General features: G+C 60.9%; 24 protein-coding genes and 1 other RNA gene. 13 read left to right on the top strand and 12 right to left on the bottom strand.

Annotation, left to right across the window (positions count from 1 at the left end; genetic code table 11):
- The first annotated feature begins 8 nt into the window (after nucleotides 1–8).
- The 3 genes from ACDZ94_RS09935 to ACDZ94_RS09925 all read left to right on the top strand — a co-directional run bounded on the left by ACDZ94_RS09935 (nucleotide 9) and on the right by ACDZ94_RS09925 (nucleotide 2,144).
- On the top strand, nucleotides 9–455 hold the full coding sequence (locus tag ACDZ94_RS09935) for an NfeD family protein (protein WP_064454630.1): 447 nt from the start codon (nucleotides 9–11) through the stop codon (nucleotides 453–455).
- A gap of 69 nt (nucleotides 456–524) precedes the next feature.
- A complete protein-coding gene (locus ACDZ94_RS09930) occupies nucleotides 525–839 on the top strand; it encodes a DUF2388 domain-containing protein (protein WP_064454631.1) in 315 nt (104 codons plus the stop codon).
- A gap of 162 nt (nucleotides 840–1,001) precedes the next feature.
- Nucleotides 1,002–2,144: a DegT/DnrJ/EryC1/StrS family aminotransferase gene (locus ACDZ94_RS09925; RefSeq protein WP_064454632.1), complete on the top strand. Its 1,143-nt coding sequence runs from the start codon at nucleotides 1,002–1,004 to the stop codon at nucleotides 2,142–2,144.
- A gap of 145 nt (nucleotides 2,145–2,289) precedes the next feature.
- Here the strand turns inward: ACDZ94_RS09925 and gcvH are convergent, their stop codons facing one another.
- The 9 genes from gcvH to ACDZ94_RS09880 all read right to left on the bottom strand — a co-directional run bounded on the left by gcvH (nucleotide 2,290) and on the right by ACDZ94_RS09880 (nucleotide 11,693).
- Nucleotides 2,290–2,673, bottom strand: a complete 384-nt coding sequence (gene gcvH / locus ACDZ94_RS09920; RefSeq protein ID WP_432751395.1) for a glycine cleavage system protein GcvH — start codon at nucleotides 2,671–2,673, stop codon at nucleotides 2,290–2,292.
- Nucleotides 2,674–2,725: 52 nt separating this feature from the next.
- Nucleotides 2,726–3,808: a glycine cleavage system aminomethyltransferase GcvT gene (gcvT, locus tag ACDZ94_RS09915; RefSeq protein ID WP_432751394.1), complete on the bottom strand. Its 1,083-nt coding sequence runs from the start codon at nucleotides 3,806–3,808 to the stop codon at nucleotides 2,726–2,728.
- Nucleotides 3,809–3,964: 156 nt separating this feature from the next.
- Nucleotides 3,965–5,581: an ABC transporter permease gene (locus ACDZ94_RS09910; RefSeq protein ID WP_064454635.1), complete on the bottom strand. Its 1,617-nt coding sequence runs from the start codon at nucleotides 5,579–5,581 to the stop codon at nucleotides 3,965–3,967.
- Nucleotides 5,582–5,739: 158 nt separating this feature from the next.
- Nucleotides 5,740–6,744: an extracellular solute-binding protein gene (locus tag ACDZ94_RS09905; RefSeq protein WP_064454636.1), complete on the bottom strand. Its 1,005-nt coding sequence runs from the start codon at nucleotides 6,742–6,744 to the stop codon at nucleotides 5,740–5,742.
- A gap of 159 nt (nucleotides 6,745–6,903) precedes the next feature.
- Nucleotides 6,904–8,121, bottom strand: a complete 1,218-nt coding sequence (locus ACDZ94_RS09900; protein ID WP_221296157.1) for a 2-octaprenyl-3-methyl-6-methoxy-1,4-benzoquinol hydroxylase — start codon at nucleotides 8,119–8,121, stop codon at nucleotides 6,904–6,906.
- 9 nt (nucleotides 8,122–8,130) lie between these two features.
- Nucleotides 8,131–8,616: a DUF4442 domain-containing protein gene (locus tag ACDZ94_RS09895; protein WP_221295870.1), complete on the bottom strand. Its 486-nt coding sequence runs from the start codon at nucleotides 8,614–8,616 to the stop codon at nucleotides 8,131–8,133.
- A complete protein-coding gene (ubiH, locus tag ACDZ94_RS09890) occupies nucleotides 8,609–9,796 on the bottom strand; it encodes a 2-octaprenyl-6-methoxyphenyl hydroxylase (protein WP_221295871.1) in 1,188 nt (395 codons plus the stop codon). Before ubiH ends, ACDZ94_RS09895 begins: the two co-directional genes overlap by 8 nt.
- Nucleotides 9,793–11,115 (bottom strand): Xaa-Pro aminopeptidase, encoded by a 1,323-nt coding sequence (gene pepP, locus ACDZ94_RS09885; RefSeq protein WP_064454640.1) that lies wholly within the window; start codon nucleotides 11,113–11,115, stop codon nucleotides 9,793–9,795. Before pepP ends, ubiH begins: the two co-directional genes overlap by 4 nt.
- A gap of 20 nt (nucleotides 11,116–11,135) precedes the next feature.
- Nucleotides 11,136–11,693: a YecA family protein gene (locus ACDZ94_RS09880; protein WP_017135268.1), complete on the bottom strand. Its 558-nt coding sequence runs from the start codon at nucleotides 11,691–11,693 to the stop codon at nucleotides 11,136–11,138.
- Nucleotides 11,694–11,831: 138 nt separating this feature from the next.
- Between ACDZ94_RS09880 and ACDZ94_RS09875 the strand changes: the two genes are divergently transcribed.
- The 4 genes from ACDZ94_RS09875 (at nucleotide 11,832) to ACDZ94_RS09860 (ending at nucleotide 13,252) form a co-directional block, all read left to right on the top strand.
- Nucleotides 11,832–12,041 (top strand): TIGR02449 family protein, encoded by a 210-nt coding sequence (locus ACDZ94_RS09875; protein ID WP_003177365.1) that lies wholly within the window; start codon nucleotides 11,832–11,834, stop codon nucleotides 12,039–12,041.
- Complete coding sequence (locus ACDZ94_RS09870) at nucleotides 12,038–12,355, top strand: cell division protein ZapA (protein ID WP_064454642.1); 318 nt, start codon at nucleotides 12,038–12,040, stop codon at nucleotides 12,353–12,355. Before ACDZ94_RS09875 ends, ACDZ94_RS09870 begins: the two co-directional genes overlap by 4 nt.
- A gap of 30 nt (nucleotides 12,356–12,385) precedes the next feature.
- Nucleotides 12,386–12,564: non-coding RNA, 6S RNA (gene ssrS, locus ACDZ94_RS09865), on the top strand.
- A 58-nt stretch (nucleotides 12,565–12,622) separates the two neighbouring features.
- The gene (locus ACDZ94_RS09860; protein WP_064454643.1) at nucleotides 12,623–13,252 is read left to right on the top strand and encodes a 5-formyltetrahydrofolate cyclo-ligase; all 630 of its coding nucleotides are present in this window, start codon (nucleotides 12,623–12,625) and stop codon (nucleotides 13,250–13,252) included.
- A 7-nt stretch (nucleotides 13,253–13,259) separates the two neighbouring features.
- Here ACDZ94_RS09860 and ACDZ94_RS09855 read toward each other — a convergent pair whose 3' ends face one another.
- Nucleotides 13,260–13,409 (bottom strand): hypothetical protein, encoded by a 150-nt coding sequence (locus ACDZ94_RS09855; RefSeq protein ID WP_167353713.1) that lies wholly within the window; start codon nucleotides 13,407–13,409, stop codon nucleotides 13,260–13,262.
- A gap of 194 nt (nucleotides 13,410–13,603) precedes the next feature.
- Here ACDZ94_RS09855 and ACDZ94_RS09850 point away from each other — a divergent pair, with 194 nt between their 5' ends.
- The 4 genes from ACDZ94_RS09850 (at nucleotide 13,604) to ACDZ94_RS09835 (ending at nucleotide 18,920) form a co-directional block, all read left to right on the top strand.
- A complete protein-coding gene (locus ACDZ94_RS09850; RefSeq protein ID WP_064454644.1) occupies nucleotides 13,604–14,053 on the top strand; it encodes an EVE domain-containing protein in 450 nt (149 codons plus the stop codon).
- A gap of 69 nt (nucleotides 14,054–14,122) precedes the next feature.
- Entirely contained in the window at nucleotides 14,123–15,088 is a 966-nt protein-coding gene (locus ACDZ94_RS09845; RefSeq protein WP_221295872.1) for an HlyD family secretion protein, read from the top strand.
- Nucleotides 15,085–17,802 (top strand): ribosome-associated ATPase/putative transporter RbbA, encoded by a 2,718-nt coding sequence (gene rbbA / locus ACDZ94_RS09840; protein ID WP_221295873.1) that lies wholly within the window; start codon nucleotides 15,085–15,087, stop codon nucleotides 17,800–17,802. Before ACDZ94_RS09845 ends, rbbA begins: the two co-directional genes overlap by 4 nt.
- Complete coding sequence (locus tag ACDZ94_RS09835) at nucleotides 17,802–18,920, top strand: ABC transporter permease (RefSeq protein ID WP_407016366.1); 1,119 nt, start codon at nucleotides 17,802–17,804, stop codon at nucleotides 18,918–18,920. The genes rbbA and ACDZ94_RS09835 overlap by 1 nt, the downstream gene beginning before the upstream one ends.
- Before the next feature lie 144 nt (nucleotides 18,921–19,064).
- Here ACDZ94_RS09835 and ACDZ94_RS09830 read toward each other — a convergent pair whose 3' ends face one another.
- On the bottom strand, nucleotides 19,065–19,472 hold the full coding sequence (locus ACDZ94_RS09830) for a flagellar basal body-associated protein FliL (protein ID WP_064454648.1): 408 nt from the start codon (nucleotides 19,470–19,472) through the stop codon (nucleotides 19,065–19,067).
- Between the two features lie 150 nt (nucleotides 19,473–19,622).
- Between ACDZ94_RS09830 and ACDZ94_RS09825 the strand changes: the two genes are divergently transcribed.
- Together ACDZ94_RS09825 and glpT are read left to right on the top strand one after the other, a co-directional pair.
- A complete protein-coding gene (locus ACDZ94_RS09825; protein ID WP_064454649.1) occupies nucleotides 19,623–20,600 on the top strand; it encodes an NADPH:quinone oxidoreductase family protein in 978 nt (325 codons plus the stop codon).
- 291 nt (nucleotides 20,601–20,891) lie between these two features.
- The gene (glpT, locus tag ACDZ94_RS09820; RefSeq protein WP_064454650.1) at nucleotides 20,892–22,229 is read left to right on the top strand and encodes a glycerol-3-phosphate transporter; all 1,338 of its coding nucleotides are present in this window, start codon (nucleotides 20,892–20,894) and stop codon (nucleotides 22,227–22,229) included.
- Here glpT and ACDZ94_RS09815 read toward each other — a convergent pair.
- Nucleotides 22,226–22,879: a gamma-glutamylcyclotransferase gene (locus ACDZ94_RS09815; protein WP_064454651.1), complete on the bottom strand. Its 654-nt coding sequence runs from the start codon at nucleotides 22,877–22,879 to the stop codon at nucleotides 22,226–22,228. The two genes, glpT and ACDZ94_RS09815, sit on opposite strands and share 4 nt — an antisense overlap.
- Nucleotides 22,880–22,914 lie beyond the last annotated feature (35 nt).

Raw genomic sequence — 22,914 nt, 5'->3', positions numbered from 1 at the left:
CAGTCGCCATGTGGGATTTCCTGCAGCATCTGTCGTTCTGGGATTGGTTGGCACTGGGTACAGTGCTGTTGATTCTTGAAGTATTCGGCGCCGGTGGCTACCTGCTGTGGATGGGGATTGCCGCCGCTGCCGTAGGCGTGATCAAGTTTCTGGTCCCACCGCTTGGGCTGGAGTGGCAGCTGCTGCTATTCGCTGTTTTGTCGATCCTGACAGCCGTGTATTGGTGGAAACGCCAGCGCAGCAGCGCCAAGGTCAGCGACCAGCCGGGGCTGAACATGCGCGGCTCGGAGTTGATCGGTCGCACATTTTTGGTGCATCAGGCGATCGTCGATGGCCGGGGCAAGATAAAAGTCGGCGATGGCGTGTGGATAGTGACTGGTCCGGACAGCCCCGTAGGCGCTCAAGTACGTGTCATTGGTCAGGAAGGCGTGGTTTTACAGGTCGAAACTGTTTAGTCAGTGATGGAACTCGGTTGGGCTAACTACAATCAAACTGTTCAGATAACCCAGTCGGAGTCACCCATCATGCGTCTCAAATATGCTGTCGCAACCCTCGCTGTGCTTTCCCTTCCTGTCGGTTCAGCCATGGCCGACAGTTTCTGGCGCAACGTCATCTCATCGGGCGCCACTACCGGCTCGACGTACCTGACCTTCAAGGACCACAAGCTGGTGGTCGCCGCCCAAGACGACGCAGGCAGCTTTGTTGCCAGCGACGGCGGCATCCGCGGCCCGTACCTGGAAGCCGCCATGCAAAAAGTGCGCGCTGACAACCCTGGCCTCAAGGCCACCGATATGGATTTGGCCAACGCTATCCTCGCGAAAAACGCTGTGACCGAGTAACAGCGCCCTATAAAGAATGCCGCTTTCCCAAGCGGCATTTTTTTGTCCGTAACATGACGATTCATTCACGCATGACAGGCTATATTCAGTCGAACCGTGCAACTATGCGGTACTGATACGTCTATTACTTATCGCCTATCTGAAACGGATGCCTTCGTCGTTATGAGCCAACAGCCCTTTCTGCCGTTTTCCAAACCTACCATTGATGAAGCCACCATCTCGGCGGTCGGCGACGTACTGCGCTCAGGCTGGATCACCAGCGGGCCAAAAGTGCAGGCGTTCGAAGCACAACTGTCGGAATACTTTGGCGGCCGTCCGGTACGCACCTTCAACTCCGGCACCTGCACCATGGAGATTGCCCTGCGCATCGCCGGGATCGGCCCTGGGGATGAAGTCATCACCACTCCGATCTCCTGGGTCGCCACCGCCAACGTCATTCTGGAAGTGGGCGCCACGCCGGTATTTGCCGATATCGACCCGGTCACCCGCAATATCGACCTGGCCCAGGTGGAAGCAGCGATCACCCCACGTACCAAGGCGATCATCCCGGTGTACCTGGCGGGCCTGCCCCTGGATATGCCGATGCTGTATGCACTGGCCAACAAGTACAACCTGCGTATCGTTGAAGACGCCGCCCAGGCGTTGGGTTCCAGCTGGAATGGCAAGCGTATCGGCGCTACGGGCGACTTCGTGTCGTTCAGCTTCCAGGCGAACAAGAACATCACGTCTTCCGAAGGGGGTTGCCTGGTGTTGAACAACGCCGAGGAAGCGCGCCTGGCAGAAAAATATCGCCTGCAGGGCGTTACCCGTACCGGCTTCGACGGCCTGGACGTAGATGTGTTGGGCGGCAAGTTCAACATGACCGACATTGCCGCAGCCATCGGCCTGGGGCAGTTTGCCCATATCGAGAAGATCACTGCCCATCGCCAGAACCTGGCACGGCACTACTTCAAGTGCTTCGGCAGTGACTTTGAAGAGACGTACGGCGCGCAACTTCCGCCGGCGGATTTCGAAAACAGCAACTGGCACCTGTTCCAGCTGGTACTGCCGGAGCGTCAGGATGGCCTGCCCGCGCGCGCGACCTTCATGGAGCAAATGCAGGCCCACGGCGTCGGCATTGGCTATCACTACCCGCCGATCCACCTGCTGAGCCTTTATCGGGCGCAGGGGTTCAAGGAAGGCATGTTCCCGGTGTCGGAGCGTGTTGGGCGTTTGATCGTGTCGTTGCCGATGTTCACGGCGATGACAGAAGCGGACGTGGAGCGGTCGGTCGCTGCGGTTAAAGCGGTACTGAAAGCGAGCTGAAAACAAACTGCCAGCTATCCGCAATCAACTGTGGGAGCTGGCTTGCCTGCGATGGCATCACCACGGTGTAACCGCTACACCGAGGCGTCTGCATCGCAGGCAAGCCAGCTCCCACATTGATTTGTGCTGTTCAAACTGCTCGCGTTTACTCGCCGATGGCGGCTTTGTAGCCGGCGGCATCCAGCAGTTTTTCCAGATCAGCCGGGTTGCTTGGCTTGAGTTTGAAGATCCAGGCGCTGTACGGGTCGGAGTTCAACAGCTCAGGCTCGCCGCTCAAGGCATCGTTCACCGCGATCACTTCGCCAGCAATCGGCGAGTAGATATCCGAAGCGGCTTTCACCGATTCAACCACACCCGCCTGCTGAGTCGCCTCAAACACGCTGCCGACTTCGGTCAGCTCAACGAACACCACATCACCCAACGCTTCCTGGGCATGGTCGGAGATCCCGACGGTCACAGTGCCGTCAGCTTCCAGACGGGCCCATTCGTGACTTTCGGCAAAACGCAGGTCGGCAGGGATATCGCTCATAGTCTGTGTCCTCAAGATGAAATGTCAGCGGCCTTTGGCCTGCCGGAAATAGTTAGATCAAGGTTTTGCCATGGCGCACGAAGGTCGGTTTGACCACTCGAACCGGGTACCACTTACCGCGGATTTCCACTTCGGCCCGATCGGCAGTGGCCGTCGGCACACGCGCCAGCGCAATGGATTTGCTCAGCGTAGGAGAGAAACTACCACTGGTGATCTCTCCTTCGCCAACATTGGCGATACGAACCACTTGGTGAGCACGTAAAACCCCACGCTCCTCCAGCACCAGCCCGACCAATTTGAATCGCACTCCGCCTGCCTTTTCCGCCTCGAGGGCGGCACGGCCGATGAATTGGCGATCGGCAGGCTCCCAGGCAATACTCCAGGCCATATTGGCCGCCAGGGGCGAAACATCCTGGTGAATATCCTGGCCATACAGATTCATGCCGGCTTCCAGGCGCAGGGTATCGCGGGCGCCAAGGCCAATGGGTGAAATACCGGCACCGACCAGATCGTTGAAAAAACCCGGTGCCTGGGCGGCAGGCAGGACAATTTCCAGGCCATCTTCACCGGTATAACCCGTGCGGGCGATAAACCAATCGCCGTCGACCTGGCCTTCAAACGGCTTAAGCTGATGGATCAGCGTGCCGCGAGACTGGGTGACCAACTCGGCGATTTTCTGCCGGGCATGCGGCCCTTGAATGGCAAGCATCGCCAACTCGGACCGCTCATGCAGTTGCACCGAGTAGTTGCCCAACTGTGCCTGCATCCAGGCCATATCCTGGTCACGGGTGGCGGCGTTGACCACCAGCCGGTAGCCCGTCTCGGTGCGGTAGACGATCATGTCGTCCACCACGCCGCCCTGCTCATTGAGCATGGCGCTGTAAAGCGCACGGCCGCAGCCATGCAAACGATCGACATCATTGGCCAGCAGGTGCTGGAGCCATTCCTTGGCCTGAAGGCCTGCGACATCAATCACGGTCATATGAGATACATCGAACACCCCGCAGTCGCGTCGCACCTGATGGTGCTCTTCAACTTGCGAGCCGTAATGCAGAGGCATATCCCAACCGCCAAAATCGACCATTTTCGCGCCGAGGGCGAGATGCAGGTCATACAGAGGCGTACGCTGTCCCATGGGTTTCTCCTTCCGGGCTTGGCGAAGATGCGCAGAGTTGCCATGTGCGCTGAACACCTTGTATTACCAGGCCTGCAGCGACATTTAGCGACTCGCCCCGAAAGACGGAGCGCACCGAATGCCGCGCATTGTAGCCGCAAGCCGTAGGACTGGCACCTAACCGATTTGTCGTGCAGAGCGTCGGATCAGGCCGATCACCGGCAACAGGCCCACCAACACCAGTGTCAGTGCCGGCAACGACGCCCGCGCCCATTCCCCTTCACTGGTCATTTCAAAGATCCGTACCGCCAGGGTGTCCCAGCCAAACGGGCGCATCAGCAGGGTCGCAGGCATTTCCTTGAGCACATCGACGAACACCAGCAGCGCCGCGCTCAATGTCCCCGGCAGCAATAGCGGCAGATACACTTTGCAAAACAGTCGTGGCCCACTTACGCCGAGGCTGCGCGCCGCTTCCGGTAAAGACGGCCGGATTCGCGCCAGGCTGTTTTCCAGCGGCCCGTAGGCCACCGCCAGAAAACGCACCAGATACGCCAGGACCAGCGCCGACAGGCTGCCAAGCAACAAAGGTTTGCCAGCGCCGCCGAGCCAACCTGACAACGGCACTACCAGCTCACGGTCCAGGTAGCTGAACGCCAGCATGATCGACACCGCCAGCACAGAGCCCGGCAAGGCATAGCCGACATTGGCCAGGCTGATTCCGGAGCGAATCGCGCGCGTCGGCGCCAGACGGTTGGCAAAGGCCAATATCAACGCAACGCTGACCGTGATCAGGGCCGCGATGCCGCCCAGGTAGAGGGTGTGAACGATCAAGCCGGTATAACGCTCATCCAGATCGAACCGACCCCGCTGCCAGAACCAGGCGACCAGTTGCAGCATCGGGATAACAAAGGCACAGGCAAACACCAAACCACACCAAGCACTGGCAGCTGCGGCCTTGAACCCGCGCAGGTGATACAGCGCCTTGCCGCGTGGCCGCTCATTACCCGCGCGGCTGGCACCTCGGGCACGTCGTTCGCCGTAGAGCACCAGCATTACCACCAGCAGCAACAGGCTGGCGAGTTGGGCGGCGCTGGAAAGGCTGAAAAAGCCGTACCACGTCTTGTAGATGGCGGTGGTAAAGGTGTCGAAGTTGAATACCGAGACTGCGCCGAAATCTGCCAAGGTCTCCATCAACGCCAACGCTACGCCAGCGCCAATCGCCGGACGTGCCATGGGCAGCGCCACGCGCCAGAACGCTTGCCAGGGCGATTGGCCGAGCACTCGCGCCGCCTCCATCAAGCCTTTGCCCTGAGCCAAAAACGCGGTGCGCGCCAGAAGATAGACGTAGGGGTAGAACACCAGCACCAACACGATGATCACACCGCCAGTGGAGCGCACGCGCGGCAGGCGTAGACCGCTGCCCAACCATTCACGCAGCAGGGTTTGGACCGGCCCTGCGAAATCGAGCAGGCCGACAAACACGAAGGCCAGCACGTAGGCAGGAATAGCGAAAGGCAGCATCAGGGCCCAGTCGAGCCAGCGCCGCCCGGGAAATTCGCAGAGGCTGGTCAGCCAGGCCAGGCTCACGCCGAGCAGCGTCACACCAACGCCGACGCCCAGCACCAGGGTCAGCGTGTTGCCCAGCAGACGTGGCATCTGGGTTTCCCACAAGTGCGACCAGATCTGCGTGTCGATGCTTTGCCAGGACAGCAACAGCACGCTCAGCGGCAGCAGTACCAGAGCGGCGACGGTGAAGACCGGCAGGTACCAGCGGCGTTGGGCGGGGTGGGCCAAGGAAAACTCTCGGGAAAATGAAGGTTTTGAAGTCGTCGCTAACCAATGTGGGAGCTGGCTTGCCTGCGATGCAGGCACCTGGGTGTGTCAGTCACTCCTCGGTGAGGCTATCGCAGGCAAGCCAGCTCCCACATTTTGATCGGCGGCGTTCTAAAAATTTAGTTCCAGCCAGCGCGGTCCATCAAGCGAATGGCTTCAGCCTGGCGCTTGCCCGCCACTTCCACCGGCAAGGTATCGGCGATGAACTTGCCCCAGGTCGCCACTTCCGCTGACGGCGGCACGGCGGGGTTAGCCGGGAACTCCTGGTTCACATCGGCAAAAATCTTCTGCGCCTCAGCCGTGGTCATCCACTCCACCAAGGCCTTGGCAGCCTCCGGGTGCGGCGCATGCTTGGTCAGGCCAATGCCCGACAGGTTCACGTGCACGCCACGGTCGCCCTGGTTCGGCCAGAACAGCTTCACCGCCAGGTCCGGCTTTTGCTTGTGCAGGCGGCCATAGTAGTAGGTGTTGACGATACCCACGTCGCACTGCCCGGCGTTGATGGCTTCAAGCACTGCGATGTCATCGGAGAACACGTCGGTGGACAGGTTGCTGACCCAGCCCTTGACGATTTCTTCGGTCCTGGCCGCGCCATGGGTTTCGATCAGGGTGGCAGTCAGCGACTGGTTGTAGACCTTTTTCGCGGTGCGCAGGCACAGTCGACCTTCCCACTGCTTGTCGGCCAGGGCTTCGTAAGTGGTCAAGTCGCCCGGTTTTACCCGGTCAGTGGAATAGGCGATGGTCCGCGCGCGCAGGCTAAGACCCGTCCACGCGTGGCTGGAAGCGCGGTATTGCAGGGGAATGTTCTTATTGATCACTTCAGAGGTGAACGGCTGCAGGATGCCCATCTGCTCGGCCTGCCAGAGGTTGCCGGCGTCGACGGTCAGCAGCAGGTCAGCCGTGGCGTTTTCGCCTTCGGCCTTGATCCGCTGCATCAGCGGGGCTTCCTTGTCGGTGATGAACTTCACCTGCACCCCGGTTTTCTGGGTGTAGGCGTCGAACACCGGCTTGATCAGTTCGTCGATGCGCGAGGAGTAGACCACGACTTCGTCGGCTGCCTGCACGGTGGTGCTGCCGATAAGGGTGAGTGCCAGGGCAGTCAGGAGGCGCTTGGGTGCCAACATGGGTGCGGTCTCTCATTTGCAAAAAGAGGGCAAATGATAAGGACTCACATTTGGTAGCGCTCGATGGAGGAGTTACCAGATGTTGCACAGCCGGATTTGCGCGAGCGCTGATGGCCTCATCGCGGGCAAGCCCGGCTCCCACAGGGACTGCATTTCAAGTCAGGGCTTGGCCAGCTCCGGCAGATCTCCCGTCAACCCCAGGGCCTGACGTACAAAAACCGCTTTGGCTTCGGGCATCTGGTCGACCATTTTCAACCCGGCGTTGCGCAGCCAGCGTAAAGGCAGTTGATCGGCCTGGAACAAGCGCTCAAAGCCTTCCATCGCCGCCATCAACGCCAGGTTATGCGGCATGCGTCGACGCTCGTAGCGGCTCAGCACCTTCACATCGGCCAGGCGCTCGCCGCGCTCGGTAGCGGCCAACAACACTTCGGCCAGCACCGCTGCATCGAGAAAACCCAGGTTCACGCCCTGCCCCGCCAACGGGTGGATCACGTGCGCCGCATCACCGATCAGCGCCAGTCCTTCAGACACATAACGTTTGGCGTGACGTTGGCGCAACGGCACGCACACACGTGGGTCGGCGCTGATCACCGTACCGAGCCGCCCTTCAAAGGCACGCTCCAGTTCACGGCAGAAGCTGTCGTCATCCAGCGCCATCAGGCGTTCGGATTCAGCGGGTGTGGTCGACCAGACGATTGAGCACCAATCTTCTTGCCCGTCGCGCACCAGCGGCAAAAATGCCAGCGGGCCGGTATCGGTGAAGCGTTGCCACGCCGTGCGCTGGTGAGTCTGGCTGCTGCGCACGCTGGTGACGATGGCGTTGTGCAGGTAATCCCATTCACGCGTCGCGGTGCCGGTCAGGCGGCGCACGGCGGAGTGGGCACCGTCGGCGGCAACCACCAGCGGTGCACGCAATTTGCGGCCATCGGCCAAGGTCAGCAGCCAGTCATCACCGGAGCGACGCATCTGCTCCAGGCGCGCATTGGCCAGCAAGCCCAGGTCGCAATCGTGCAGGCGATCAAGCAACGCGTCCTGAACCACACGGTTCTCGACGATATGCCCCAGCACTTCGGCATGCACGCTGGCCGCCGAAAAGTGGATGTGCCCAGTGCCGCTGCCGTCCCACACCTGCATCTCACCGTAAGGGCTGGCGCGCCGCGACACGATGCCGTCCCACACGCCCAAGCGCTCGAGGATGCGCTGGCTGGCGCCCGACAAGGCGCTCACGCGGGGCTCGAAGGCCGCGTCACGGTCGAACGGCTTGACGCTCAGCGGGCTGCCATCGAGCAGCAGCACTTGCAGGCCACTGCCCTGCAACGCCAGCGCCAAGGCGCTCCCGACCATTCCGGCCCCGACAATCAGCACATCTGCGCGCATGTCCATGCTTTAAGCCTGTCTCGCTGGCGGCTTGCGCCGCACGTAAAGGGTTTTGTCGACCCGCGCCACCAAGGTGCCGGAGCCGTCATGAATCTGCACCTGAAGCTGGGGCAAGTACTTCTCACCCCCTTCGGTCTGTCGGCGAATCTCGTCCAGCAAGGCCTCGTCGATGGAAAACTCGGCATACACCGGGCCTTTGCCCGGCGAGATGAAATCGATACTCGCGGCCTTGTCCCAGACGATGTAGTCGCGACCCAGGTTCTCCATCAACAGCAACATGTAGAACGGGTCGACCATGGAATACAGGCTGCCGCCAAATTGCGTGCCGACGTAATTACGGTTGTACCAGCCCAGGCCCATGCGCACTTTGACGTGACGAAAGTCGGCGCTCATGTGCTGCACGCTTATCCCCGCCCCCAGATAGGGCGGATAAAGGGTCATGACCCAACGCAATAGCCGCGCTTTACCCAAGCGTTCGATCAACCACTTACGCATCGGGGCGCGTACCCAAGCCCATGGCCTGACGGGCGAACCAGCGTTTGGCCGGCGGCAACAGGTCCAGGCCCAGCAGGCCCATATTGCGGCCCATGGCTACCAAGGGTTGAGCGCTGCCAAACAGGCGCGTGACTTGATCGGAGAAACCCACCGTGAGTTTCTGATCCAGGCGCTGGCGCTCGCGATAACCTTGCAACGTCGCCAGGTCACCCGGCACCGCCGGCCCGGCCAGCAAGGCTTCGGCCAAGGCAGTCGCATCGCGCAGGGACAGGTTGAACCCCTGCCCGGCAATCGGGTGCAGGCTGTGGGCCGCATTGCCGAGGACCGCCAGGTGGGAGCGTACTTGTTCTTCCGCTTCCACCAGGGTCAGCGGATACAAATGACGAGCGCCCACTTGCTTCAGAGTACCCAGGCGATAGCCGAACACGCCCTGCAGTTCGCTCAAGAAACTGCGCTCATCAAGGTTGGCCAGGCGCTGGGCGTCCATGCCGATGCGCGTCCAGACCAGCGCGCAGCGATTGTCCGGCAGCGGCAGCAAGGCCATCGGGCCTTCATCGGTGAAGCGCTCGAAGGCTTCGCCGTTGTGTGCCTCGCTTGGGGTGATGTTGGCGATCAGCGCACTCTGGTTGTACGGGCGTGTTTTTACACCGATGCCTAATTGCTCGCGCAAACCGGAGCGGCCACCATCGGCCAGCACCGCAAGGTCGCACTCCAACACGGTTTCATCATTGAGGGTCAGGCGATAGCCGTCGGGCAGCGGCTCCATGCGCGTGACTTCCGCCGGGCAGCGCCAGCTCACCACTTCTTTGTCCAAACCTTGCCACAGGCATTGGCCGAGCCAGGCGTTTTCCACCACGTAACCGAGGGCAGGCACGCCTTCCTCCATCGCGGATAACCGCGCAGTGGAGAAGCGCCCACGGTCCGACACATGAATCTGCTTGATCGGCTCGGCGCGGCGGGAGATGGCTTGCCACAGGCCTAACCGCTGATAAATCTGACGAGCGCCGTAAGACAACGCCGAAGAACGCGCATCGTAGCTCGGCTGGTAATTGTCACCCGGCGCAAAGGGTTCGATCAGCACGATGTTCCAACCACGCGCCTTGGCGCCTGCCTGCAACGCCAGCGCCAGGCTCGCACCCACCAGGCCGCCGCCGATAATCGCCAGGTTGACCCGGCTCATCGGGCAGCCGCCATCAGCGCTTCGATCTCGACAACCGTCTTGGGCACGCCGCCGGTCAGAATTTCACAGCCTTGTTTGGTCACCACCACGTCGTCCTCGATGCGCACGCCAATGCCACGCCATTTCTTTGCTACGTTCTGGTTGTCCGGCGAAATATAGATGCCGGGTTCCACGGTCAACGCCATGCCGACTTCCAGCACCCGCCATTCGCCGCCGACTTTGTACTCGCCCACATCGTGGACATCCATGCCCAGCCAGTGGCCGGCGCGGTGCATATAAAACGCACGGTAGGCTTCGCTGGCGATCAACTCGTCGACATCGCCCTGCAACAGCCCCAGCTTCACCAGCCCGGCAGTAATGACTTTTACCGTCGCTTCATGGGCCTGGTTCCAGTGTTTGTTCGGCGCAATTTCGGCAAAGGCAGCTTCCTGGGACGCCAGCACAATCTCGTAAATCGCTTTTTGCTCGGGCGAAAACCTGCCGTTGACCGGCCAGGTACGGGTGATGTCGCTGGCGTAGCAGTCAATCTCGCAACCGGCATCGATCAGCACCAGGTCGCCGTCCTTTAGCACCGCGTCATTCTGCTGATAATGCAGGATGCAGCTGTTGCGCCCGGCGGCGACGATGGAGCCATAGGCCGGCATTTTCGCGCCGCCCTTGCGAAATTCGTAATCCAGCTCGGCTTCCAGGCTGAATTCATACAACCCCGCGCGGCTGGCCTGCATGGCCTTCACGTGGGCCGCACAGGAAATTCGCGCGGCCTCGCGCATCACTTTCACTTCTGCCGCCGATTTATACAGGCGCATGTCGTGGAGCAGATGATCCAGGGCAACAAATTCGTTCGGCGGCTGGGCGCCCAGGTGCGCTTTAGAGCGGATCACGTTGATCCACTCCATCACATGCCGATCAAACTCGGCGTTGCTGCCCATGGCCGAGTACACCCGGTCACGGCCTTCGATCAGGCCGGGCAGGATGTCGTCGATGTCGGTGATGGGGAATGCATCGTCGGCGCCAAAGTCACGGATCGCGCCTTCGGTGCCGGCGCGCAGGCCGTCCCACAATTCGCGTTCGGCGTTGCGTTCGCGGCAGAACAGCACGTACTCGCCATGCTGGCGACCGGGCATCAGCACGATCACCGCTTCGGGTTCGGGAAAACCGCTCAGGTACTGGAAGTCGCTGTCCTGGCGGTAGACGTGCTCGACATCACGATTGCGAATGGCCACGGCAGCGGCCGGCAGAATCGCGATGCTGTTGGGTTCCATCTGCGCCATGAGCGCCTTGCGGCGACGGGTGTATTCCGCTTTCGGGATATGGATCATGGGCAGATGGGCTTCCTTTCTTAATGCAGCGAAGGCTTGGGTGCAGCGGGCTCAGCGGATTTTTTGGTCTCGGTGAACAGCAGCAGCGGCGCGACGCGCAGGTATTCCATCACTTCCATGTAGTCGCCTTCGCCGTCTTCGGACTCTTCCAGGGCATCTTGCACCTGGGAGATGGCCGCCAAGTCTTGCAACACTTCCTTGGCATCGGTGCTCAGTTCCAGGCCGCCGGCGTTCACGCCGAAGCCGTGGAGGAAACCCTGGCACCATTGGCCCAGCGCCGCAGCGCGTTCGGTGAGTGGCGCGTCGTCGGTCGGCAGCAGCAGGACTACGGTGACGTCATCACCGGTCAGCTCGCCCTTGACCATCTCTTGCAGGCCGATCAGCGCGTTACGCACGTTCTCGGTCGGTTCGGTTTCCAGCAACTCGGCCACATCAGCCAGCCAGTTGTCGGCATCGAAGCCAACACCCGTGCAGCTGCGGCCCAACAACACGCCGTGCAGTTCGGCAGGCGAGCAAGGATGACCGCTGGAGCTCAGCAGTTTGGAAAAAGCGTCGTACGGGGAGTTCTGAATAGGCATGGTGAGCTAGGCGCCAGACGGCGCAATGTCTAGAATGAAGCGCTGTATCCTAGCACCGGCAGACGTACCAAGACTATCGAGGGCGTCAGATCGTTTATCCTGCAGTTGCCATTCATCAGACAAATCCAGTGGAACCCAATGGAAGACACCGACCTGCAAGCGCTGATGGCCAGACTCGAGTTGCTAATTGATCGGGTCGAGCAACTTAAGAGTCAAAACGGACTCCTATTAGCTCAGGAAAAGACCTGGCGCGAGGAACGCGCTCACCTCATTGAAAAAAACGAAATCGCCCGGCGTAAGGTCGAATCGATGATTTCGCGCCTGAAGGCCCTGGAGCAAGACTCATGAGTTCAAGCAATAGCGTTACCGTGCAGATCCTCGACAAAGAATATTCGATCATCTGCCCCCAGGAAGAACGCAGCAACCTGGTAAGTGCTGCCCGCTACCTGGACGGCAAAATGCGTGAAATCCGCAGCAGCGGCAAAGTCATCGGTGCCGACCGCATCGCCGTGATGGCTGCGCTGAACATTACCCACGATCTGCTGCATAAGCAGGAACGGCCTGACGTTCAGGCCAACGGCTCAACGCGCGAGCAAGTGCGTGACCTGCTGGAACGCGTGGATCTGGTGCTTTCCACCGATTCAGACGCACCCAAGGGCTGATTGCCAAGTCTGTTTAAGGTATACTCGCCCCACTCCCTGGCGTGTTTGCCAGTCGGCGATGTCCCTGAGCCGATTCGCACTACCCTGGAAGTTGCACGTTGGGCTGGTGTGCATGTCCGCTAGACGGAAAGCCTTAAAGCCTACTGCATCTTCCACCTTGAACTTTCGGGTTCAAGGGCTAAGTCGACAGCGGCTCTGTCGGGGAGCCTGAATTCCCAAACTCAATGCCAGTCCCAGGACTGGCATTGTTTTATGAGCCGAAAAACCATGACCGAACCTGCGCCGCTTTCCCGCCCGCAACTTCGACGCATGTTGCGCAAGGCCCGCCGCGAGCTGACGCCGAGCGAACAGCGTAAGGCAGCCCAAGGCCTGTATCGGCAACTGGCACAGCAACCGCTGTTTCGCCGGGCCAGACATATCTCTTTGTATCTACCGACGGACGGCGAAATCGATCCGCGCTTGCTGCTGCGCGCCGCTCAGCGCCGGGGCAAGGCCACTTACCTGCCGGTGCTCAGTGCCTGGCCGCGAACCAAGATGGTGTTCCAGCGTGTGCGGCCTGGGGAGAAGTTGTTGCCCAATCGCTTTCGCATTCTTGAGCCGCGCGTGAATGCCAATCGCCAGCGCCCGGTATGGGCACTCGATCTCGTGCTGCTGCCGCTGGTGGGGTTCGATGATGTGGGTGGGCGCCTGGGCATGGGCGGCGGGTTTTATGACCGCAGCCTGGCCTACCTCGCCAGGCGCCAAAGCTGGCGCAAGCCGACGCTGCTGGGGCTGGCCCACGAATGTCAGAAAGTCGAGCGCCTGGCGCAGGCAAGCTGGGACGTGCCACTGGCGGGCACCGTCACCGATAAGCAGTGGTATGTCGCAGAAACGTCGCTGGAGTCAGCGACGCCTTGAAAAAGTGTTAACGCTTGAACGGTTGCGGCTGCTGCTGAGCCAGTTCAATGGGTGCATCGGTCTTGTTCGACCACAAGCTCTGGGCATACCCGGTGGTCACGACGCCCAGACCAAACAAAATAACCAAAATCCATAGTAAATCCGGTTTACGTTGCATCGATTGCCCCCCTTCAGGCACCTCGTACACGATGACAACAACGTTCCAAAGTAGTCCGTTGCAGCTGCGTCAAGCTTAAAAGCGGGCATTCTGCGGTAACGCGAACCAACACGCAAACCTTGACGCCAACCGACTGTCGGTTTGTCATGGAATTGCCTGACAACTTATCCAATGCCTTTTTCAGGAGCCCAAAAATGGCCTACTGGCTGATGAAATCCGAGCCCGACGAACTTTCCATCAACGGCCTGGAAAAGCTCGGCGAAGCCCGCTGGGACGGGGTTCGCAACTACCAGGCGCGCAACTTCCTGCGAGCCATGGCGGTCGGTGATGAGTTTTTCTTCTACCACTCCAGCTGCCCCGAGCCCGGCATTGCCGGCATCGGCAAAATCATCGAAGCGGCCTACCCCGACCCCACTGCGCTGGAACCGGACAGCCACTATTTCGATGCAAAGGCCAGCCCGGAGAAAAACCCGTGGAGCGCGATCAACGTGGCACACGTTAAAACCTTCCCCAAGGTGCTGGGCCTGGGTTACCTGAAACAGCAAACCGCCCTCGCCGAACTGCCGCTGGTGCAAAAGGGCAGCCGGCTTTCGGTCATGGCCGTCACGCCTGAGCAGTGGGCCACGATCCTCAATTTGCTTTAACTGACCGATATCAACACCCTCCCGGGGTAAACCGGTCACACTGGGACGCTAATGCCGCAGGATGCAGCCATGTCTACGAACCGCCATATGTCGCGCCTTTTCGCTATTGCCCTGATCGCCCTGTTGCTGGGTGCCGGCGGCTTCGGTTACTGGCGATCCACCCAAGACCGCCTGCCAGAAGGCTTGAGCATGGGCAATGGTCGCCTGGAATCCACCGAAGTGCAGATCGCCGCCAAGATCCCCGGGCGCCTGGCCGAAGTGCGCGTGGACGAAGGCGACAAGGTGCTCAAAGGCCAATTGCTGGCGCGCATGGACACCCGCACCCTCGAAGCCCAGCGCGCCCAGGCCGAAGCCGAAGTGCTGCGCGCCAAGGAAAACTTCGCCGCCGCCGAAGCCAACGTGCAGCTGCGCCAGAGTGAACAACTGCTGGCCAGCCAGGAACTCAGGCGCACCCAGGAACTGTATAAGCGCGGCTTCGCCAGCAGCCAGTTGATCGACCAGCAGCAAGCGCGTCAGAACACCGGCAACGCCGCCGTGGTTGCCGCGCAAGCTCAGGTCAATGCGGTGAAAGCCGCCATTGGCGCGGCCCAGGCTCAGGTGGCCCAGCTCACCAGCGAAATCGACGACAGCAGCCTGCGTGCGCCCATCGACGGCATCATCCAGTTACGCCTGGCCGAGCCTGGCGAAGTGCTTGGCGCGGGTGGCCGAGTTTTGTTGCTGATTGATCCCAATGATCAGTACATGAACCTGTACCTGCCCGCGTCCATCACCGGTCGCCTGACCGTCGGCAGTGACGCACGCATCCTGCTCGACGCCCTGCCCCAGCAACCGCTGCCGGCGAAAATCAGCTTTGTCGCCGACAAATCGCAGTTCACGCCCAAGGAGGTCGAGACCCGCGACGAGCGTCAGAAGCTGGTGTTCCGCGTCAAGCTGCGGCTGACTCAACCCAGCGCCGTACCGCAAGCCAAGCCGGGCATGCCCGGCGCCGGCTACGTGCGCACGGCTGATATCGACTGGCCGGCCAACCTGCAATGACCGACCTGGCGCTGCACGCCACGGGGATCAACCACCGCTACGGCAAGCAACAGGCACTCGTCGATATCGCCTTCAGCCTGCCCGCCGGCACACGCTGCGGCTTGATCGGCCCGGATGGCGCGGGCAAGTCGAGCCTGCTGGGGCTAATCGCCGGAGTTAAAAAGCTTCAGGCGGGGCAACTGGAAGTACTCGGTGGCTCTATCGAAGACCGCCACCACCGCAACAGCCTGTACCCACGCATCGCCTTCATGCCCCAAGGCCTGGGCGGCAACCTGTACCCCGAACTGTCCATCAGCGAGAACATCCGTTTCTTCGCCACACTGTTCGGTTTGTCAAAAGCCGATTGCGAGCAGCGCATGCACAACCTGCTGCTGGCCACCGACCTCGCGCGCTTCGCCGAGCGCCCGGCCGGCAAGCTGTCCGGTGGCATGAAGCAGAAACTCGGCCTGTGCTGCGCGCTGATCCACGACCCGGACCTGCTGATCCTCGACGAGCCCACCACCGGCGTCGACCCACTGTCGCGCCGACGCTTTTGGGAGTTGGTCGAAACCGTACGCCACGAACGCCCGCAGCTGACGCTGCTGGTGGCCACGGCCTACATGGAAGAAGCCGAGCAGTTCGAACACTGCCTGATGCTGGATCGCGGCAAACTGATCGCCGACGGCCTCAGCAGCGAATTGGCGGCCGCGACACCCAGCGGCAAGCTGGATGAGGCCTTTACCCACTTCCAGGGCGACAGTGCCCACAACAATCAGCCGCTGGTGATTCCGCCGCGTAACAGCGATAACACCGATATCGCCATCGAAGCCCACGACCTGACGCTGCGTTTTGGTGATTTCACCGCGGTGGATAAAGTCAGCTTCGCCATCGGCCGAGGTGAGATTTTCGGCTTCCTGGGCTCTAACGGTTGCGGCAAGACCACCACCATGAAAGTCCTCACCGGGCTGATGCCGGCCACCGAAGGCAGCGCCACGCTGCTCGGCAACCCGGTGAATGCCAAGGACCTGGCGACCCGCAAGCGCGTGGGTTTCATGTCGCAAAGTTTTTCGTTGTACGGCGAACTCAGCGTGCGCCAGAACCTGGTGCTGCACGCGCAACTGTTCGACTTGCCCAAGGCTGATGCCGGCCCGCGGATCGACGAGCTGATCAAGCGCGTCGACCTCAGTGATGTAGCCGAGCAGCCGTCCGGCGAGTTGCCGCTGGGCCTGCGCCAGCGCCTGTCATTGGCCGTGGCGGTGCTGCATCGCCCGGAAGTGCTGATCCTCGATGAGCCCACCTCGGGCGTCGACCCGGCGGCGCGGGATGATTTCTGGCGATTGCTGATCGAGCTGTCCCGCGAACAAGGCGTGACGATCTTCCTGTCCACCCACTTTATGAACGAGGCCCAACGCTGCGACCGCATCTCCCTGATGCACGCGGGCAAGGTGCTCGCCTGCGACACGCCCGACGCACTGCAAACGCAATTCCATGGCGACACCCTCGAAGCTGCGTTCGTCACCTGCCTGGAGCAGGCACAAGGCGAACCGGAACCTGCCGCGCCGAGCGCAACCGTCAGCGATACCGGCGCAGCGCCCGTCAGCAAACACGGTTTCAGCCTGGCTCGGCTATTGGCCGTGGCGGGCCGCGAAGGCAAGGAGCTGCTGCGCGATAAAGTGCGCATGGCCTTCGCCCTGCTGGGGGCGATGTTCATGATGGTGATCTTCGGCTACGGGATTTCCCTGGACGTGGAAAACCTCGCCTTCGCCGTCTACGACCAGGACCAGACGCCGCAGAGCCGTGCCTACCTGGAAGCCTTTCGCAGTTCGCGCTACTTCGCCGAACAAGCGCCCATCCGCGACGCCAATGAATTGCACCGTCGCCTGCAGCGTTCGGAAATCAAACTGGCGCTGGAAATCCCGCCCGGCTTTGGCCGCGACCTCTACGCCGGTCGCCAACCCACGGTAGCCGCGTGGCTCGACGGCGGCATGCCGTTTCGCGCGGAGACCAGCCGCAACTATGTTGAAGCCGTGCACCTGGGCAACCTCCAGCAACTGGCCGCGCTGAGCAGCCTGCCCTTGAACGCCCCAGCCACCGCCAAGCTCGAAACGCGCTTTCGCTATAACCAGGACGTGGTCAGCGTGAATGCCATCGGCCCGGGCGTGATGGCGCTGATCCTGGCGTTTATCCCTGCGATGCTCACCGCGCTGGGCATCGTGCGCGAGAAAGAGCTGGGCTCGATCACCAACTTCTATGCCACGCCCCTGACCCGCCTGGAATTCCTGCTGGGCAAACAGGCCCCCTACCTGGCCGTGAGCCTGGTCAACCTGGCGCTGCTGGTGGCGATGAACCGCTGGCTGTTCGGTGTACCGTTTAAAGGCAGCGGGTTGACCCTGGCATTTGGCGGCCTGCTGTATGTGCTGGCCACAACGAGCATGGGCCTGCTGATCTCAGCGTTCACCCGCACTCAAATTGCGGCGATCCTCGGCACCATGATCATCACCAGCCTGCCGACCATCCAGTTCTCGGGGTTGATCGTGCCGCGCTCGTCCCTGGAAGGCGCGGCCGCACTGATGGGCACGTTGTTTCCCGCCGGGCACTTTCTGGATATCGCGGTGGGCACCTTTACCAAGGCCCTCGACCTGCGCCAGTTGTGGCCGCAGTGCCTGGCGCTGTTCGGGTTTTTTGTCGGGTTCACCGGGCTGAGTTTGATCATGCTCAAGAAGCAGGAGGCCTGATGCACAAGCTCGCTCACATTCTGCGACTGGGTATCAAGGAACTCACCAGCCTGCGCCATGACAGCGTGTTGCTGCTGTTTCTGGCCTACGCCTTTACTGTCGCGATCTACATGCCCGCCGCCGGCTCGGTAATTGGCGTGCACAACGCCAGCGTGGCCTTTGTCGATGAAGACCACAGCGCGCTGTCCCGGCAGATGGCCGAAGCATTGCAACCGCCGGAGTTTCAACCACCCGCGCCGCTGGCCTATGACCAACTGGATAAGGTCATGGACAGCGGCGAGTACACCTTCGTGATCAACGTGCCGGCAAATTTCCAGGCCGACGTGTTGGCCGGGCGGCAACCGGGCGTGCAGGTGAACGTCGATGCCACGGCGATGAGCCAGGCGTTCATGGGCGCAGGCTACATCGGCAGGATTTTCCAGCGTGAGCTGCTGAGCTACAGCGGCCAGGCCAATGCCAGTCAGACGTTACCCGCGCTGCTGACCACCCGGGCGCTGTTCAACACCAACCTGGAAGGCGGCTGGTTCCTGGCGGTGATCCAGATCGTCAACAACATCACCATCCTGGCCATCGTGCTGACCGGCACCGCGCTGCTGCGCGAGCGCGAGCACGGCACGCTTGATCATTTATTGGTACTGCCGCTGACCGCACTGGAAATCATGCTGGCGAAAATCTGGAGCAACATGCTGGTGGTGGTGCTATGCACCTGGCTGTCCCTGGAGCTGGTGGTCAAAGGCTTGCTCGGCGTGCCGCTGGCCGGGTCCATGAGCCTGTTCCTGTTTGTGACGGCGCTGTATCTGTTTGCGAGTACCGCACTGGGGATCTTCCTCGCCACCCTCGCTCGCTCGACGCCGCAATTCGGTTTGCTGGCAATTCCGGTGATCATCCCAATGCTGTTGCTGTCCGGTGGCAGCACGCCGCTGGACAGCATGCCCGAGTGGCTACAGTGGGTGATGCAGGGCTCGCCGTCGACGCACTTTGTGAGCCTGAGCGCAGCGATTCTGTTCCGGGATGCGGGCGTGAGTGTGGTGTGGCCGGACTTGCTGGCGCTGGCGGCGATTGGCCTGGTGTTTTTTGCGGTGGCGTTGGCCAGGTTTCGCAAAAGCCTGGCTTCTTAACTGTGGCGAGCGGGCTTGCCCCACGTTGGGCTGCGCAGCAGCCCCATCCAGATTCACCACATTGTTTCAGGTGTACCGAGGCGTATGGTTTTGGGGCGGCTTCGCCACCCAACGCGGGGCAAGCCCGCTCGCCACAAGGAACCGTTACTGGATGATCAAGTTGTTGAACAACAGGTCTTCCACCACCGGCTTGCCGGTTTCGTCGTTCATGACTTGCTGGGTTTGCTTCAAGGCTTCCTGGCGCAATTTTTCTTTGCCTTCGACCGTACTCATGGCTTCGTTGGTCTGCTGGGTGAACAGCGCAACCATCTGGTTACGAATCAATGGCTCGTTGGCCTTGACCGCGGCAAGGGCTTCGGGGCCAGTCACTCGCAAGGCGATGTCGGCCTTGAACACCTTGAGTTTCGTTGTGCCATCCAGGCCGTAATTGCCCACGAAGGGCGGGTTCAGACTGTAATAGCTGACCTTGGGCGCCTCGCCTTCTTTCGCTTCTTCGGCCTGGGCTGCCATCGGCAAGGTCAGGGCGAGCATCAACAGGATCCACGCTTTCACAGTTCATTCCTCAAATTCGATTGCCCGGTAGCATAACGCTAGCACGACTGAGCACAAGCTTATGGCGACTTATCAGGCCCGGGCATGCTCGTTGACCCACGGGCGTACCCTCCTACACTTATCGGCCACGACACCAAAAGGAATAGTCCGATGAAAGCTGTGCTGTGCAAAGCCTTCGGCCCCGCCGAAACCCTGGTGCTGGAAGAGATCGCCAGCCCGGCGATCAAGAAGAACGAAATCCTGTTGGACGTGCACGCGGCCGGGGTCAATTTCCCGGACACCCTGATCATCGAGGGCAAATACCAGTTCAAGCCGCCTTTCCCATTCTCGCCGGGTGGCGAAGCGGCCGGCGTGGTCAGTGAAGTCGGTGAAAAACTCAGCCACTTGAAAGTCGGCGACCGGGTCATGGCCCTGACCGGCTGGGGCAGCTTTGCCGAGCAGGTCGCCGTGCCGGGCTACAACGTGCTGCCGATCCCGCCGAGCATGGATTTCAACACCGCCGCGGCCTTCAGCATGACCTACGGCACTTCGATGCACGCCTTGAAACAAAGGGCCAACCTGCAACCCGGCGAAACCCTGTTGGTACTCGGTGCCTCGGGTGGCGTGGGCCTGGCTGCCGTGGAAATCGGTAAAGCCATGGGCGCCCGGGTAATCGCCGCCGCCAGCAGTGCAGACAAACTGGCCGTAGCCAAGGCCGCCGGCGCGGACGAGTTGATCAACTACAGCGAAGCCAACCTTAAGGACGAAATCAAGCGCCTGACCGACGGCAACGGTGTCGATGTGATCTACGACCCGGTAGGCGGCGATCTGTTTGACCAAGCTGTTCGTGGTATCGCCTGGAACGGCCGTTTGTTGGTGGTGGGCTTTGCCAGCGGGCGCATTCCCGAGCTGCCGGTGAACCTGGCGCTGCTCAAGGGTGCGTCCGTGGTGGGGGTGTTCTGGGGCTCGTTCGCCCAGCGCCAGCCGCAGGACAATGCGGCGAACTTCCAGCAGTTGTTCACCTGGTACGCCGAGGGCAAGTTGAAGCCGTTGGTGTCGCAGGTGTATCCGCTGGAACAGGCTGCCCACGCGATCAACGACCTGGGGCAGCGCAAGGCGGTGGGCAAGGTCGTCGTTCAGATCCGGTAATGATTTGAAACGCGGTCAATGTGGGAGCTGGCTTGCCTGCGATTGCGGTGGGTCAGCTCCAACAAATGCAGCTGACAGACCGCAACGCAGGCAAGCCAGCTCCCACATTTTGATCTCCAGTGCTTCGAAGAAGCTGATTACGGCCCATACTTATCCATTAGCGACATGTTCGTAAGAGAACATGCAATCGCTCGGATTTCCTGTGTTTGCAGATAAGAGGCGATGCTATTTTCGGTAACGAAACTGTAACATTCGCATCCGCAGTCAAAACAAGAAATTTGGAGCTCTTGAATGTTTGCTTTCTTCCGTCCTGCCGCACACCAGGCGCCCCTGCCTGAAGAAAAAATAGACAGTACCTACCGACGACTGCGCTGGCAGATCTTCGCGGGTATTTTCTTCGGTTACGCCGGGTACTACCTGCTGCGCAAAAACTTCTCGCTGGCCATGCCGTACTTGATCGACGAGGGTTACACCCGTGGTGAGCTGGGCCTGGCGATGTCGGCGATTGCGATTGCCTACGGACTGTCCAAATTCCTCATGGGCCTGGTGTCCGACCGCTCTAACCCGCGCTATTTCCTGCCCTTCGGCCTGCTGATATCGGCGGGCGTGATGTTCATTTTCGGTTTCGCACCTTGGGCAACGTCCAGCGTGACCATGATGTTCATTTTGCTGTTCATCAACGGCTGGGCCCAGGGCATGGGCTGGCCGCCAAGTGGACGGACCATGGTGCACTGGTGGTCGCAGAAAGAACGCGGCGGCGTGGTGTCTGTGTGGAACGTGGCGCATAACGTCGGCGGAGGCCTGATCGGCCCGCTGTTCCTGCTGGGCATGGCTTGGTTCAACGACTGGCATGCCGCGTTCTATGTGCCGGCGACCGTGGCATTGGCGGTGGCGGCGTTTGCCTTCATCACCATGCGCGACACCCCGCAATCGGTCGGCCTGCCGCCTATCGAGCAATACAAGAACGATTACCCGGAAGGCTACGACGCCAGCCACGAAGACGAATTCAGCGCCAAGGAAATCTTCGTCAAGTACGTGCTGCGCAACAAAATGCTGTGGTACATCGCCTTCGCCAACGTCTTCGTCTACCTGCTGCGCTACGGCGTATTGGACTGGGCGCCGACTTACCTTAAGGAAGCCAAGCACTTCGACGTGGATAAAACCTCGTGGGCGTATTTCTTCTACGAGTGGGCGGGCATTCCGGGCACGCTGCTGTGCGGCTGGATGTCGGACAAGATCTTCCGTGGCAACCGAGGCCTGACCGGCATCGTGTTCATGGCCTTGGTCACCGTGGCGACCCTGGTTTACTGGCTCAACCCGCCAGGCAACCCAATGGTCGACATGATTGCGCTGTTCTCTATCGGCTTCCTGATCTACGGCCCGGTGATGCTGATCGGTCTGCAGGCGCTGGAGCTGGCACCGAAAAAAGCCGCGGGCACCGCTGCGGGCTTCACGGGCTTGTTCGGTTACCTGGGTGGTTCGGTGGCCGCGAGTGCGGCCATGGGCTACACCGTGGACCATTTCGGCTGGGACGGTGGCTTTGTGTTGCTGGTGGGCGCCTGCCTGTTGGCGATCGCGTTCCTGATCCCAACGCTGTGGCACACCAATAGCGTCAGCACGGCGCGTTAATCGCCGGAACAATCCTTTGCACAACGCTTGAGCCGCGCCTCCAGATTCTTATCTGGCATGGCGTGGCTACGCAGGGCGTTAACAGTCTGCTCGACGTAATCGCGCGTCGTGCCGTAACGCCCGCAAGCGCTTTCCAACACGTGGTTGAGCACGATATCGGGCAGGTTGCCAGCATAGCTGGGCAAGTGCCGCTCCAACACGAATCCCAACGCCTGTACCTGACTGCCATCTTCCAGACGGCAGCTGAGCCAGTGCGGCCGATACGAGGGGTAAGGCATCTCGCGCTGCCACAAGGCATAAAGAGAAGCCTCAAGCTGGTCTTCCGGCAAGCGGTAGGCAAACCCGCTGCAAGAACCCCCACGATCCAGGCCAAACACCAACCCCGGCAACTCCGGCGTCCCCCGATGCTCGTGTGACCACAGGTACAGGCCACGGTGATAACCGTGAACCCGCGCGCGCATGCGCTGGGTCGACGAGCATTCGGGACGCCAGATCAGCGAACCATAAGCGAATAGCCAGACCGGCCCACCCTTATGCTTGGCCATCGTGGCCTGCATTGAGCTCATCAATTGCTCGTGAGTAAGTTGCGGCCCCAGATCGAGCCGCGGAGGGTAAGCCAATTGCAAAAGATCGGTTTCAATAACGGTCATGGCGGATCGCTTAGGTCTCCTTTGCCACTACAGAA

This window comes from Pseudomonas sp. UBT, assembly GCF_050915955.1.
Taxonomy (GTDB): Bacteria; Pseudomonadota; Gammaproteobacteria; order Pseudomonadales; family Pseudomonadaceae; genus Aquipseudomonas; species Aquipseudomonas antarctica_A.
This window is presented reverse-complemented; position numbering and strand designations above follow the sequence as displayed.